Genomic DNA, 13,596 nt, shown 5'->3' with positions numbered 1-13,596 from the left:
AATGCGGTCCTTCAGTTCAGTTGTGCATGCACCGCGTTCAGGGCCGCCGTGTTCAGGTTGATGCCGGCCTGTTCCTGAACGGCGGCGGTGAAGGCCTGAAGCATGTCGGTCCCGATCGCCTGGGCGATCTGGGCATCCAGGGCTTCACGGGTCGCGCGGAGTTCCTCGTCTTCGGGGTCCGCAGCGTGGATATCGTCCACCGCGACAACGAACACGGTCTCGCCGTCGTCAACGATCGCGGTCTGCCCCTTCGAGAGCGAAAAGACCCGCTCGACGACCTGCTGCGGCGCGCCCGACAGGAACCCGTTCCGGCGGAAGTGTTCATACCGCGTGGTGACAAGCCCGGTCGAGGACAGCGGGGTCCCCTCGGCGACGCGCGCTTCGATTTCGGCGGCAAGCTCGCGCAGGCGTTTCAGCGTCTCTTCGCGGCGCCAATAGGCGATGACCTCATCGCGCACCTCCTCCATCGGTCGCAGGGCCGGGGGGTCGATCCGGTCAAGCCGCAGCGCGAAGATGCCCCCGTCTTCCAGCGATTCCAGCGCGGGGAAATCCTCGGTCCGGGCCTTTTCGGCCGCTTCGCGGAAGGCAGAATAGCCGGCGATTTCGTCTTCGCTGTCCGGGGCATAGGCGATCTGCCCCAGCTTCATGCCGGTTTCCTGCGCGACCTCCTCGAGCGAGGCGCCCGAGGCCAGCAGGTCCTCGATCTGGTCCATGCGATCGGCGATCACGCGCCGCGCGCGATCCAGCAGCGCCTCTCCGGCCAGTTCATCGCGCGCTTCTTCAAAAGGTACCTCGCGGGCGTCAAGAATGCCGTTCATCGCAAACAGGGCCGGGCCAAGGTCGGTCTGGATCGGCCCCACGACGCCGGGTTCGGTCAGGGCAAAGACGGCGTCGGCCGCGTTGCCCAGATCGTCACGCGTCACTTCGCCCAGATCGATGTCCGACAGGGTCAGGCCGCGCTCGGCGGCGAGGTCCTCGAATGTCGCCTCGCCCGCTTCAAGGCGCGCCTTCGCCTCTGTCGCACTCTGTTCGTCGGGATAGACCAACCGGTCGACAAGACGACGCTCGGGCGTGACGAATTCGTCGATCCGGTCCTCATACAGCTTGCGAATGGCTTCCTCGTCGATCTCGACCTCGTCGCGCAGCATCTCGGGCGTCAGCCAGATATAGGTGATCTGGCGCGTCTCGGGGGCGGTGAACAAATCGGGATGCGCCTCGTAGTAGGCACGGATGTCGTCCTCGCCGGGTTCGCCCACCGGTTCCGGCAGGTCGGAGGCGGTCAGTTCGGCCAGGGTAAAGCTGCGGGTTTCGTGTACCCAGGCGGCAAGGCGGTCGACCATCACCTGCGGGGCGACGGTCGCCCCCATCACGGCATCCTGCAGGATGAAGCGCGCGGCCTCTTCGCGCAGGCGCTCCTCGAATTCGGCTTCGGTCAGGCCCTCGCGTTGAAGCGCCAGCTTGTAGGCCTCGCGGTCGAAGGTGCCATCGATACCCTGAAAGGCCTCGATCCCCAGGATGCGCCGGCCGACTTCTTCGTCGCCGATCGACAGGCCGATGCGGGCGGCCTCGTCGTCAAGCGCCGCCGAGGCAAACATCCGCGCCTGTACCTGGCGGTCAAGGCCCAGTGTCTGTGCCTCCTGGAAGGTGACCGGGCGACCGATCTGGGCCGAAAGGGCGTTCATTTCGCGTTGCAGCAGGCGCGCATAGTCACGCAGGTCGATTTCCTTGTCGCCGACCGAGCCGATCGACCGGACCGTGCCGCCGAAATTGGTCGCGCCGAATCCGCCAAGGCCAAGGATCAGCATACCCACCAGAATCCAGATTATGGTGTTGCCACGCTTCTTGCTGCGCAAGGGGTTCGACATGCGGGTCCGCTCCCAGGTTCGTTTGCTCAGGGGTTCTTAGGCCACCGCCGCGCGCGCGGCAAGGCCCGCGCTCAGGGGTGCCACCGTGTCAGCCGGGCGATCAGGGTTTCGATCCCCGCGCGGTCGATATTGGCGAATGCCAGCCGCAGCTCGCGCGCGCCATCTGGGTCGCCGGCGGGGCGGAACATCGTGCCGGGCAAGGTCAGCACGCCCGCCTCGGCCACCAGTCTGCGCGCAAGGTCGGGCGAGGGCAGGGGGTGGGGATGTTCGACCAGCGCAAAGAAGGCACCGCAGCCTTTCAGGTGCCACCCCGCAAGTCTTTCGATGCCCCGGGTCAGGGTTTCCCGGCGGGCAAGGATCTCGGCGCGTTCGGCTGCGACCCAGTCGCCAAGGTTCCTCAGCCCCCAGAGTGCAGCCATCTGCCCCAGCTGAGAGGGACAGATCGCCACGGTATCCAGGAATTTTTCGACCTGCGCCAGTCGGTCTGCATCCGCGATGATGGCGCCCACGCGATGGCCGGTCAGGCGAAAGATCTTGGAAAAGGAATAAAGATGCACCAGCGTGCCGCGCCAGTCGGCTTCGGCGAAAAGGTCATGCGGTCTTTGGGGGCGCGAATCGAAATCGCGATAGGTTTCGTCCACGATCAGCGCCAGATCGTGTTCGCGCGCCAGATCGAAGAAGGCGCGCAACAGCCGGGCCGGGTATTCCACGCCGCCCGGATTGTTCGGCGATACCAGGACGATCGCGCGCGTCCGTGGCGTAATCAGGGCCCGGGCCGAATCGGGGTTGGGCAGCAGGTCGGCACCGGTCGGCAGTGGAACGGGCAGGGCGCCCTGCATCTCGAGCCACATGCGGTGGTTGAAGTACCACGGAACGGGCAGCAGGACTTCATCGCCCGGTCCGGCAATCGTTGCCATGATCGCGCAAAAGGCCTGATTGCATCCCTGCGTGATCGCGACCTCATCCGCGGCGATCCGGCCGCCATAGGCCGCTGACCAGCGCGTGGCAATCTCGGTGCGCAGTTCGGGCAACCCAAGTACCGGGCCGTACAGATGGGCCTGCGGATCGTTCAGCGCCGCCTGCGCGATCGCATGCCGTAGTTCCGTGGGCGGCGGTTCCATCGGCGCGGCCTGGCTGACATCGATCAGCGGGCGGTCGGGCGGAAAGACCATGCCGCGCAGCCAGCCGCGCGCTTCCATGATCGGTGGTGCGGAGGTGGCCGCGATCGATGGGTTCAGCGGGTACACGACTCCCTCGCGCGGTCAGTCGGTCCCGCGGAAGGGCTGGACATATTGCAGCGCCATGTCCCAGGGGAAGAAGATCCAGGTATCCTGGCTGACCTCGGTGATGTAGGTGTCCACCATCCGCCGCCCTTCGGGCTTGGCATAGACCGTGGCGAAATGTGCCTTCGGGAACAGCTTGCGCACCAGTTCCAGCGTCTTGCCGGTATCCACCAGGTCATCGACGATCAGCACGCCTTCGCCACCATCGCCCATGATGTCCGATTGCGGGGCCTTGATGACGCGCGGTTCGGTCTGGTTCTGGTGGTTGTAGGACTTGACCGAGATCGTGTCGACCGTGCGGATATCCAGCTCGCGCGAGACGATCATCGCCGGGGCCATGCCGCCGCGCGTGATCGCGACGACCGCGCGCCACGCGCCGTCGTCGGGTCCGCGGCCATCAAGCCGCCATGCCAGCGCCCGCGCATCGCGGTGCAGCTGATCCCAGGACACGTGAAAGCCCTTTTCGTGGGGAAGACGATCGACCATGGTCCTACTCCTTGCGCCCGGTGACGGCGTCGATGTCGGGCGCGTCAACCGCCTTCATGCCGACGACGTGATAGCCGCAATCGACGTGATGCACCTCGCCGGTGACGCCCGAGCCCAGATCCGACAGAAGGTAGAGCGCGGATTTGCCGACCTCTTCCTGCGTCACGTTGCGCCGCAATGGCGAGTTCAGCTCGTTCCACTTGAGGATATATCGGAAGTCGCCGATGCCGCTGGCGGCAAGCGTCTTGATGGGACCGGCCGAGATCGCGTTGCAGCGAATTCCATCCTTGCCCAGATCCTCGGCGATATAGCGCACGCTGGACTCGAGCGCGGCCTTGGCGACGCCCATCACGTTGTAGTGCGGCATGACCCGTTCCGCGCCATAATAGGTAAGTGTCAGAAGCGAGCCGCCATCGGGCATCATCGCCGCAGCGCGCTGGCACGCCGCGGTGAAGGAATAGACCGAGATATCCATCGTCATGCGGAAGTTCTCGGGGCTGGTGTCCACATAGCGGCCGCGCAGTTCGTTCTTGTCCGAAAAGCCGATCGCGTGAACCAGGAAGTCGATCTTGCCCCAGACCTGCTTCAGCCGGTCAAAGAGCGCGTCCAGCGACTCGGGCTGCGAGACGTCACATTCGATCAGCTCGGTCGCGCCGATCTGATCGGCCAGTGGTTGCACCCGCTTGCGCAAGGTTTCGCCCTGGTAGGAGAACGCGATCTCGGCACCGTGTTCGGCACAGACCTTTGCGATTCCCCAAGCGATCGACTTGTCGTTCGCCACGCCCATGATTAGGCCGCGTTTGCCGGCCATGAGTTTGGTCGCCATGTCTGTCCCCGTGCCGATTTCGATTGGTTTGCAAGCATTAGGCGAAGTTGCACCCGGCTTCAAGACTGGGCAGGCTGCCGGTGAAATGGCGCGTCGATCACCCCGAGCGTCGCAACCATGCTTGCGATGTGCGCGCCAGTGTGGTGTGTTCGGTCGGGGAAGGGAAAGACATGACTGACCGGACAGGTATCTTCGCCGGGGATGATCCGTTCGCGATTGCGCGCCGCTGGCTGGCCGAGGCCGAGCCGTTGGAGCCGAACGACCCCAATGCCATCGCGCTTGCCACGGTGGATGAACAAGGCCTGCCAAATGTACGCATGGTCCTGTTGAAAGAGATTGAGCCGGACGCCTTTATCTTCTACACGAATTACGGGTCGGTTAAGGCGAAGGAAATCGCCCGATCCGGCAAGGCGGCTTTCGTGCTACACTGGAAGTCGCTAAGACGACAGATACGAGTAAGGGGCCTGACAAGTCGCGAAGAGGGGGAAAAGGCAGATGCCTATTTCGCCTCGCGTTCGCTGAAAAGCAGGCTGGGTGCGTGGGCTTCGCGTCAGTCCGAACCTCTTTCGTCGCGCGCGGCATTGCTTGCCGAAGTCGCGCGCGTCACGGCGGAACAGGGGGTGAATCCAAAGCGCCCGCCCTTCTGGGGCGGCATTCGGATCACGCCCCTGGAAATCGAGTTCTGGGCGGACGGGCCTTTCAGGCTGCACGACCGTTTCCGGTGGCGCCGCGCCAGTCCGGACGGATCGTGGGATGTCACGCGCCTTTACCCGTGATGTAACGCACAGAGCGATTACCGAGTGCCGATGTTCACGTTCAACCTGGAATACAGCCCGGCCCTTACTGCACAGGGTCACGTCGGGATTGGGAAACGGACAATGGCAGAACAACAACAGGACCAGAACGTGGTTACGGGCCGCGTGAAATGGTTCGACCCCGGCAAGGGATTCGGTTTCGTGGTCGGCGATGGTGCCGAAGGCGATATCCTTCTGCATGCGAATGTCTTGCGGAACTTCGGCCAAAGCTCGGTCGCGGACAATGCTCGAATCAAGGTCATCGTTCAGAGGACGGCGCGCGGCGCCCAGGCGGTCGAGGTGATCGAGATCCTGCCGCCAGAGGAGAATACCGCGCCGATACCGGATCTTTCCGAGGCTGACATGCAGCAGATCCTTGCGCTGCCGCTGGAACCCGCGCGGGTGAAATGGTTCGACAAGGCCAAGGGATTCGGATTTGCCAATGTCTTTGGCAGGCCCGAGGATGTGTTCATCCATATCGATGTGCTGCGCCGGTCCGGCTTTGCCGATCTTCAGCCCGGCGAGGCCGTTTGCCTGCGGGTGATCGAGGGAAAGCGCGGGCGCATGGCTGCGCAGGTGAATGCCTGGGACGTCGCGTTGCGCGGAGCGCAGAAGTGATCCGTCATTGGCGCTCGCGCCTTGCGTGTGCTGCTGCCGGACTGTTCGTCTGTGCTGGCGCGTCGTGGGCGGCCTGCGCGCCGGGCGTGGCCGAGTTCCGCTGGGACGGAGGGGCCGCGCGATTCTCGGTCGAGATTGCCGATGACGAGTCCGAGCGTGCGCGGGGGCTGATGCACCGCGAAAGTCTGCCGCGCGGGGCGGGGATGCTGTTCGTCTATGACCGCCCCGGACCCGTGGCCTTCTGGATGAAGAATACGCTGATTCCCCTGGACATGATCTTTGTCGCGCCCGATGGCCGCGTCACGGCCGTGCATTCGATGGCAAAGCCTCTGGATCTGACGCCCATCCCCGGTCCTTCGGATACGGTGATGGTGCTGGAAATCAACGGCGGCCTGGCCAGGGCGCTGGGACTGGGGCCGGGGGCGGTCATGCGTCATCCCCGGCTGGATCAGGACAAAGCCCTGTGGCCGTGTTCCTGAGCTTGCCTCTGACCGCGTGTCGGGCTAGAGACTGCTTCGTCGGGGCGTAGCGCAGCCTGGTAGCGCGACGGTTTTGGGTACCGTAGGTCGTGAGTTCGAATCTCGCCGCCCCGACCATTCACCTGCCGCTCCGCGTCCGTCCCGCACCGGGGTCGCCCCGGATTTCAGACGGCGTGCGAACTGCGCCCGTCAATCCTTGGAAACGCAAGCAATGTTTCGGCCGAGTCGGTTCCGGCGGCGAGAGGCGGCGCCCCACAGGTGAATCAAGCCGGCCCGCCATGCGGCCTTCGTCAACAGAAAATCGCTGTGGAAAAGCGAAAAAAATTCGTTGACCAACCGGCGCCCGCTACGTCAGTTTGTGTTCTGCAGAGTGTAGGCCACAATATTTAGTGGCAGGCTGGATCACCAACCGTTCGCACCGACGTCAAGGTCGGCGTCGACGCGGGGCCGTTGCCCGCGGCTGGGAAGGTGTGTCCGTCTGTCAGTCGAAGTTTTCGCGCGCCGCGCATGTGACGACCAAGGATGGGACAGAGATGAAGATCGAACGCAGATTCACGAAGGCCGGGGAAGATGCCTATGCGGGCATCAAGTTTCGGACCACGGTGTCGGAAATCCGCAATCCCGACGGCACCGTCGTTTTCCGCAACGATCGCGTCGAAGTCCCCGAAAGCTGGAGCCAGGTTGCCTCGGACGTTCTGGCACAGAAATATTTCCGCAAGGCCGGCGTGCCCGCGCGGCTGAAGAAGGTGCGCGAAAAGGGCGTGCCGGAATTCCTGTGGCGTTCGGTCGCCGATGAGGCGGCGCTTGCCGAGCTGCCCGAAAGCGAACGCTTCGTGGGAGAATCCTCGGCCCGTCAGGTCTTTGATCGGCTGGCCGGCGCCTGGGCCTATTGGGGCTGGAAGGGCGGGTATTTCTCGTCCGAGGAAGACGCGCGGGCCTATTTCGACGAGATGCGCTACATGCTGGCGCGCCAGATGGCCGCGCCCAACAGCCCGCAATGGTTCAACACCGGGCTGCACTGGGCCTATGGCATCGACGGCCCGGCGCAGGGGCATTTCTACGTCGATCCCTTCACCGGCAAGCTGGTCAAGTCGGCCTCGGCCTATGAGCATCCCCAGCCGCATGCCTGCTTCATCCAGTCGGTCAGCGATGACCTGGTGAACGAAGGCGGCATCATGGACCTGTGGGTGCGCGAGGCGCGCCTGTTCAAGTATGGCTCGGGCACGGGCACGAACTTCTCGAGCCTGCGCGGCGAGGGCGAGCCCCTGTCGGGGGGCGGCAAGTCGTCGGGGCTCATGGGCTTCCTGAAGATCGGCGACCGGGCCGCCGGCGCGATCAAGTCGGGTGGCACCACGCGGCGCGCGGCCAAGATGGTGATCGTGGACATGGATCACCCCGACATCGAACAGTTCATCAACTGGAAGGTGATCGAAGAGCAGAAGGTCGCGGCGCTGGTCGCGGGCTCGAAGACCCACGAAAAACACCTGAACGAGATCTTTGCCGCGATTCGCAAATGGGATGGCGCCGAAGAGGACGCCTGCGACCCGGCAAGGAACGCCGCACTCAAGGCCGCGATCCGTGCCGCGCGCCGGGCGATGATCCCCGAAACCTATGTCAAGCGCGTGCTGGACTATGCCCGCCAGGGTTATGACAGCATCGAATTCCCGACCTATGACACGGACTGGGATTCCGAAGCATATGCGTCGGTCTCGGGACAGAACTCGAACAACTCGGTGCGTGTGACCGATGCCTTCCTGAAGGCCGTGCGCGAGGATGCCGACTGGGAGCTGATCCGCCGCACGGACGGTTCGGTTGCCAAGGTCGTGAAGGCGCGCGAGTTGTGGCAGCAGGTGGGCCATGCCGCCTGGGCCTGCGCCGATCCGGGCATCCAGTTCCACGACACGATCAACGCCTGGCATACCTGCCCCGAGGATGGCGAGATCCGCGGCTCGAACCCGTGCTCGGAATACATGTTCCTTGACGACACGGCCTGCAACTTGGCGTCGATGAACCTTCTGACCTTCTATCGCGACGGAAAGTTCGATGCCGAGGCCTATGTTCACGCCACGCGGCTGTGGACGATCACGCTGGAAATCAGCGTGATGATGGCGCAGTTCCCCAGCAAGGAGATCGCACAGCGATCCTATGATTTCCGCACGCTGGGTCTGGGCTATGCCAATATCGGCGGCCTGCTGATGAACATGGGTCTGCCCTACGACTCGGATGAAGGCCGAGCGCTGTGCGGTGCGCTGACGGCCATCATGACGGGCGTCGCCTATGCGACCTCGGCCGAGATGGCGGGCGAGCTTGGGGCCTTCCCGGCCTATGAGCGCAACGCGCCCCACATGTTGCGCGTGATCCGCAACCATCGCCGCGCGGCGCATGGCGAAACCGACGGTTATGAAGGTCTGGCCGTCAAGCCGGTGGCGCTGGACCACGCGAACTGCCCCGACAAGACCCTGTCCGAGCTTGCCCGCAAGGCCTGGGACGATGCGCTGAAACTGGGCGAGGCGCATGGCTATCGCAACGCGCAGACGACCGTGATTGCGCCGACCGGCACGATCGGCCTTGTGATGGACTGCGACACCACCGGGATCGAGCCCGACTTTGCCCTTGTGAAGTTCAAGAAGCTCGCGGGCGGCGGCTATTTCAAGATCATCAACCGTTCGGTTCCGGCAGCCTTGGAAAAGTTGGGCTATTCGAGCGCCGAGATCGAAGAGATCGTCGCCTATGCCGTGGGTCATGGCAGCCTTGGCAATTGCCCCGGCATCAACCACACGACGCTGATCGGCCACGGCTTCGGCAAGGAGCAGCTGGACCGGATCGAGGCCGCGCTGCCCACGGCCTTTGACATCCGGTTCGTCTTCAACCAGTGGACGCTGGGCGAGGAATTCTGCCGCGAGACCCTGGGCATCCCGGCCGAGAAGCTGAACGACCCGTCCTTCGACCTGTTGCGGCATTTGGGCTTTACCCGCCGCCAGATCGAGGAAGCCAATGACCATGTCTGCGGGACGATGACGCTGGAGGGTGCGCCGCATCTGGATCCGAAGCATTACGCGGTCTTCGATTGCGCCAATCCCTGCGGCAAGAAGGGCAAGCGCTTCCTTTCGGTCGAAAGCCATATCCGCATGATGGCGGCCGCGCAGAGCTTCATTTCGGGTGCGATCTCCAAGACGATCAACATGCCGAACTCGGCCACGATCGAGGATGTTCTGGCGGCCTACGAGCTTTCCTGGCAGTTGGGCGTCAAGGCCAATGCGCTCTATCGTGACGGATCGAAGCTGAGCCAGCCTCTGGCCTCGGCGCTGGTCGAGGACGACGACGAGGCCGAGGAAATCCTGGCTTCGGGCAGCCCGCAGGAAAAGGCCGCCGTCCTGGCCGAAAAGGTCGTCGAGAAGATCATCGTCAAGGAGGTCGCGCGGGGCCGTCGCAAGCTGCCCGATCGGCGCAAGGGCTATACCCAAAAGGCCATCGTGGGCGGCCACAAGGTCTATCTGCGCACGGGCGAATATTCCGATGGCTCGCTGGGCGAGATCTTCATCGACATGCACAAGGAAGGCGCGGGCTTCCGGGCGATGATGAACAATTTCGCCATCGCGGTGTCGGTCGGCCTGCAATATGGCGTGCCGCTGGAGGAATTCGTGGACGCCTTCACCTTCACCAAGTTCGAACCGGCGGGCATGGTGCAGGGCAACGACTCGATCAAGCAGGCGACGTCGATCCTTGACTACATCTTCCGTGAACTGGCGATCAGCTATCTCGACCGCACGGATCTGGCCCATGTGAAGCCGCAGGGCGCGTCCTTCGATGATCTGGGCGGCGGCGCGGACGAGGGTCGGGGAACGGCCGCGGCCAGTGTCGACCAGACATCGAAGTCGCTGGAAGTGCTGAAGCAGATCTCCTCGACCGGCTACTTGCGCAAGCGCCTGCCGCAGGAGCTGATTGGCCTGGGCGGCACATCGGTCGAGGACGCCGCGTCGATTGCGACCCAGGCCGCGGCAGTGGCCGCTGTTGCCTCGGAAACCGCGGTGGCGGCGGCAAGCGTGACGATGGATGCGCGCACCAAGGCCAAGCTGCAGGGCTACGAAGGCGATCCCTGCGGCGAATGCGGAAACTATACGCTGGTGCGCAATGGCACCTGCCTGAAGTGCAATACCTGCGGCGGCACCAGCGGCTGCAGCTGAGAATGGGACAGTGAAACTGGCGGGCCCGGCCAGATCGGACCCGCCCACCGGTTCAGGCCGCAGGCAAGAAGCGACGAGCGGTACCAAGGCCGAGCCTGAACGGCCAGAACTTCGGGGGGCCATGGCCCCCCGCTTTCTTTCTCGCAAGGGGGTGCGCCCGTTTCGGTGAATGGGCGTTTGCGCGCAAATCTGCGCAGCCTTGGCGGCAAACCGCGCATTGGCATTGCGACTTCGTGCGCATGGCGCGGAAGCGACCCCTGGGCCACTTGAAGGGGTTTGTCAGGGGGCCATATCTTGCGACTGCGGATCCAAGCCTGTGATGGTGCGGACCGCTACACAGGAGAGACGACAATGAAAACGATCAACACGCTGGCTCTCGTTCTTGGCACAGCAATCCTGGCCGTGGCGGCCAATGCGCAGACGGTTGTCAGCGACACCGACGGCAATGGCACCTATTCGATCGAGGAGCTGCGCGCTGCCTATCCCGATCTGACCGACGAGGTTTTTGCCACCGTCGACGCCAATGGTGACGGCCAGGTGGATGCCGACGAGCTGGCCGCTGCGCAGGAAGCGGGCGTTCTGCCCAACTGATATCGTCACTGGCGAACGGTCAGGACGATAGCGCAGAAGACGATGGGCCCCGAAGCAGGACTTCGGGGCCCTTTTCGTTGTCGAAGCATTCCGGTTCAGGCGCCGCGGCTGAGAGCGGCCACGCCGGTGCGCGCCACGTCGGTCAGACCCAAGGGGCGCATCAGATCGGCAAAGGCGTCGATCTTGTCGGGCGTTCCCGTGATCTCGAACACGAAGCTCTGCAAGGTCGAATCGACGACATTGGCGCGAAAGATCTCGGCCAGACGCAGAGCCTCGATGCGCTTTTCGCCGGTGCCGACGACCTTGAACAGCGCCAGCTCGCGTTCGACCGCGGGGCCCTCGACCGTCAGGTCATGCACGTCATGCACCGGCACCAGCCGGCCAAGCTGGGCCTTGATCTGCTCGATCACGCTGGGGGTGCCGCGCGTGACGATCGTGATGCGCGACCGGTGGCCCTGATGATCGACCTCGGCCACGGTCAGGCTTTCGATATTGTAGCCTCGCCCGGAAAACAGGCCGATCACGCGCGCCAGAACGCCAGCTTCGTTGTCCACCAGAACGGCTAGGGTGTGGGTCTCGTTCAGCTCCGCGTGGGGGTCGCGCAGGTCATAGGCCGAATGGCTGGATGCGCCTCTCTTGATCTTCAGTGCCGACATTTGCCCCGTTCCTCCTTGTCGCGCGATCACACAAGCACCGCGCCGCCAGCCTGGATCGCGCCTTCGGTCGAGGCGTCGCCCAGCAGCATCTCGTTATGCGGCTTGCCCGAAGGTATCATCGGGAAGCAGTTTTCGTGCTTTTCGACCAGGACGTCCAGAATGAACGGGCCGTCATAGTCGATCATCATGCGGATCGCGTCGTCCAGATCGGCCGGATTGTCCACCTTGGCGCCGCCGCAGCCAAAGGCCTCGGCCAGCTTGACGAAATCGGGCAGGGCCTCGGACCAGCTTTGCGAATAGCGTTCGCCATGCAGCAGCTGCTGCCACTGGCGCACCATGCCAAGGCGTTCGTTGTTCAGGATGAACTGCTTGACCGGAGCGCGGAACTGCACCGCCGTGCCCATTTCCTGCATGTTCATCAGCCACGAGGCCTCGCCCGCGACATTGATGACCAGCGCCTCGGGATGGGCGATCTGGACGCCGATCGAGGCGGGCAGGCCATATCCCATCGTGCCCAATCCGCCCGACGTCATCCAGCGGTTCGGCGCCTCGAAGCCCAGGAACTGCGCGGCCCACATCTGGTGCTGGCCGACTTCGGTCGTGATGTAGCGGTCGCGATCCTTGGTCAGGGCCTCCAGCCGCTGCAGGGCGTATTGCGGCTTGATGATCTTGTCGGATGGCTTGTAGGATAGGCAATTGACCTTCTTCCATTCCTCGATCTGGGCCCACCATCTGGCCAGACCCTCGTGGTTGACCTTGCGGCCACGGGCCTTCCAGACCTTGAGGATATCCTCGATCACATGCCCCACATCGCCGACGATCGGAATATCGACATGGATCACCTTGTTGATCGACGAGGGGTCGATATCGACATGCGCCTTCTTCGAATGCGGGCTGAAATCGGCGATCCGTCCGGTGATACGGTCGTCAAAGCGCGCGCCCAGATTGATCATCAGGTCGCAGTCGTGCATCGCCATGTTGGCTTCGTACAGGCCGTGCATGCCCAGCATCCCCAGCCAGTGCTTGCCGCTGGCCGGGTAGGCCCCGAGCCCCATCAGGGTCGAGGTGATGGGGAATCCCGTCGCATCCACCAGCTCGCGCAGAAGCTGGCTGGCCGCCGGGCCGGAATTGATGACGCCCCCGCCGGTATAGAAGATCGGCCGCTCGGCCGTTTCCATCAGTTCGACAAGTCGTGTGATCGCCTCGATATCCCCCTTGACCCGGGGCTGGTAGTGATCGGTTCTCGCGGCCTTGGGCGGAACGTAGGTGCCCGAGGCGAACTGCACATCCTTCGGAATGTCGATCAGCACGGGGCCGGGGCGGCCTTTCGTGGCGACGTGGAATGCCTGGTGGATCGTCTCGGCCAGCCTGTCCGTGTCCTTGACCAGCCAATTGTGCTTGGTGCAGGGGCGGGTGATCCCAACCGTGTCGGCCTCCTGAAAACCATCGGTACCGATCATGAAGGTCGGAACCTGACCCGACAGGACGACGATCGGGATCGAATCCATCAGCGCATCGGTCAGGCCCGTCACCGCATTGGTCGCGCCCGGTCCCGACGTCACCAGCACCACGCCGGGTTTGCCGGTCGATCGGGCATAGCCTTCGGCCATATGCACCGCGCCCTGTTCGTGGCGCACCAGGATGTGGCGGATGTCGTTCTGCTGGAACAGCTCGTCATAGATGGGCAGGACCGCGCCGCCGGGATAGCCGAAGACCACCTCGACACCCTGATCCTTCAGCGCCTGCACCACCATTTTCGCACCGGTCATCTGCCGTGACATGTCCTGTTTCTCCGTCCGTGCCGTTCCTGGCAA

General features: G+C 63.9%; 11 protein-coding genes and 1 tRNA gene. 6 read left to right on the top strand and 6 right to left on the bottom strand.

Annotation, left to right across the window (positions count from 1 at the left end; translation table 11 throughout):
* Positions 1–11 precede the first annotated feature (11 nt).
* From LV82_RS04445 to fabI, 4 genes are all read right to left on the bottom strand, one after another.
* Positions 12–1,865: a peptidyl-prolyl cis-trans isomerase gene (locus tag LV82_RS04445; RefSeq protein ID WP_104069511.1), complete on the bottom strand. Its 1,854-nt coding sequence runs from the start codon at positions 1,863–1,865 to the stop codon at positions 12–14.
* 71 nt (positions 1,866–1,936) lie between these two features.
* Complete coding sequence (locus LV82_RS04440; RefSeq protein ID WP_281259911.1) at positions 1,937–3,112, bottom strand: aminotransferase; 1,176 nt, start codon at positions 3,110–3,112, stop codon at positions 1,937–1,939.
* Positions 3,113–3,127: 15 nt separating this feature from the next.
* A complete protein-coding gene (gpt, locus tag LV82_RS04435; protein WP_104069509.1) occupies positions 3,128–3,634 on the bottom strand; it encodes a xanthine phosphoribosyltransferase in 507 nt (168 codons plus the stop codon).
* 4 nt (positions 3,635–3,638) lie between these two features.
* A complete protein-coding gene (fabI, locus tag LV82_RS04430; protein WP_104069508.1) occupies positions 3,639–4,460 on the bottom strand; it encodes an enoyl-ACP reductase FabI in 822 nt (273 codons plus the stop codon).
* A gap of 170 nt (positions 4,461–4,630) precedes the next feature.
* Between fabI and pdxH the strand changes: the two genes are divergently transcribed.
* From pdxH to LV82_RS04400, 6 genes are all read left to right on the top strand, one after another.
* Entirely contained in the window at positions 4,631–5,236 is a 606-nt protein-coding gene (gene pdxH, locus LV82_RS04425; protein ID WP_104069507.1) for a pyridoxamine 5'-phosphate oxidase, read from the top strand.
* A 102-nt stretch (positions 5,237–5,338) separates the two neighbouring features.
* Positions 5,339–5,872 (top strand): cold-shock protein, encoded by a 534-nt coding sequence (locus tag LV82_RS04420; protein WP_104069506.1) that lies wholly within the window; start codon positions 5,339–5,341, stop codon positions 5,870–5,872.
* Positions 5,869–6,351 carry a DUF192 domain-containing protein gene (locus LV82_RS04415; RefSeq protein ID WP_170063350.1) on the top strand — a complete coding sequence of 161 codons (483 nt, stop codon included), beginning with the start codon at positions 5,869–5,871 and terminating at the stop codon, positions 6,349–6,351. The genes LV82_RS04420 and LV82_RS04415 overlap by 4 nt, the downstream gene beginning before the upstream one ends.
* Before the next feature lie 40 nt (positions 6,352–6,391).
* A tRNA-Pro gene (locus tag LV82_RS04410) sits at positions 6,392–6,468 on the top strand.
* A gap of 416 nt (positions 6,469–6,884) precedes the next feature.
* Complete coding sequence (locus LV82_RS04405; RefSeq protein WP_104069770.1) at positions 6,885–10,535, top strand: vitamin B12-dependent ribonucleotide reductase; 3,651 nt, start codon at positions 6,885–6,887, stop codon at positions 10,533–10,535.
* Between the two features lie 351 nt (positions 10,536–10,886).
* Entirely contained in the window at positions 10,887–11,126 is a 240-nt protein-coding gene (locus LV82_RS04400) for an EF-hand domain-containing protein (RefSeq protein ID WP_104069505.1), read from the top strand.
* 95 nt (positions 11,127–11,221) lie between these two features.
* Here LV82_RS04400 and ilvN read toward each other — a convergent pair whose 3' ends face one another.
* Together ilvN and LV82_RS04390 are read right to left on the bottom strand one after the other, a co-directional pair.
* A complete protein-coding gene (gene ilvN / locus LV82_RS04395; protein ID WP_104069504.1) occupies positions 11,222–11,782 on the bottom strand; it encodes an acetolactate synthase small subunit in 561 nt (186 codons plus the stop codon).
* A gap of 26 nt (positions 11,783–11,808) precedes the next feature.
* Complete coding sequence (locus LV82_RS04390) at positions 11,809–13,563, bottom strand: acetolactate synthase 3 large subunit (RefSeq protein WP_104069503.1); 1,755 nt, start codon at positions 13,561–13,563, stop codon at positions 11,809–11,811.
* Positions 13,564–13,596: the final 33 nt, after the last annotated feature.

The sequence above is a fragment of the Albidovulum inexpectatum genome, assembly GCF_002927635.1.
Classification (GTDB): Bacteria; Pseudomonadota; Alphaproteobacteria; order Rhodobacterales; family Rhodobacteraceae; genus Albidovulum; species Albidovulum inexpectatum.
The sequence above is the reverse complement of the archived record's forward strand: the minus strand, read 5'-3'. Positions and strand labels throughout refer to the sequence as shown.

Coding starts and splice junctions, on each gene's coding strand:
- LV82_RS04390 (WP_104069503.1), bottom strand. CDS start 13,563: ATGTCACGGCAGATGACCGGTGCGAAAATGGTGGTGCAGGCGCTGAAG.
- pdxH (WP_104069507.1), top strand. CDS start 4,631: ATGACTGACCGGACAGGTATCTTCGCCGGGGATGATCCGTTCGCGATT.
- LV82_RS04405 (WP_104069770.1), top strand. CDS start 6,885: ATGAAGATCGAACGCAGATTCACGAAGGCCGGGGAAGATGCCTATGCG.
- LV82_RS04420 (WP_104069506.1), top strand. CDS start 5,339: ATGGCAGAACAACAACAGGACCAGAACGTGGTTACGGGCCGCGTGAAA.
- fabI (WP_104069508.1), bottom strand. CDS start 4,460: ATGGCGACCAAACTCATGGCCGGCAAACGCGGCCTAATCATGGGCGTG.
- LV82_RS04445 (WP_104069511.1), bottom strand. CDS start 1,865: ATGTCGAACCCCTTGCGCAGCAAGAAGCGTGGCAACACCATAATCTGG.
- ilvN (WP_104069504.1), bottom strand. CDS start 11,782: ATGTCGGCACTGAAGATCAAGAGAGGCGCATCCAGCCATTCGGCCTAT.
- gpt (WP_104069509.1), bottom strand. CDS start 3,634: ATGGTCGATCGTCTTCCCCACGAAAAGGGCTTTCACGTGTCCTGGGAT.
- LV82_RS04400 (WP_104069505.1), top strand. CDS start 10,887: ATGAAAACGATCAACACGCTGGCTCTCGTTCTTGGCACAGCAATCCTG.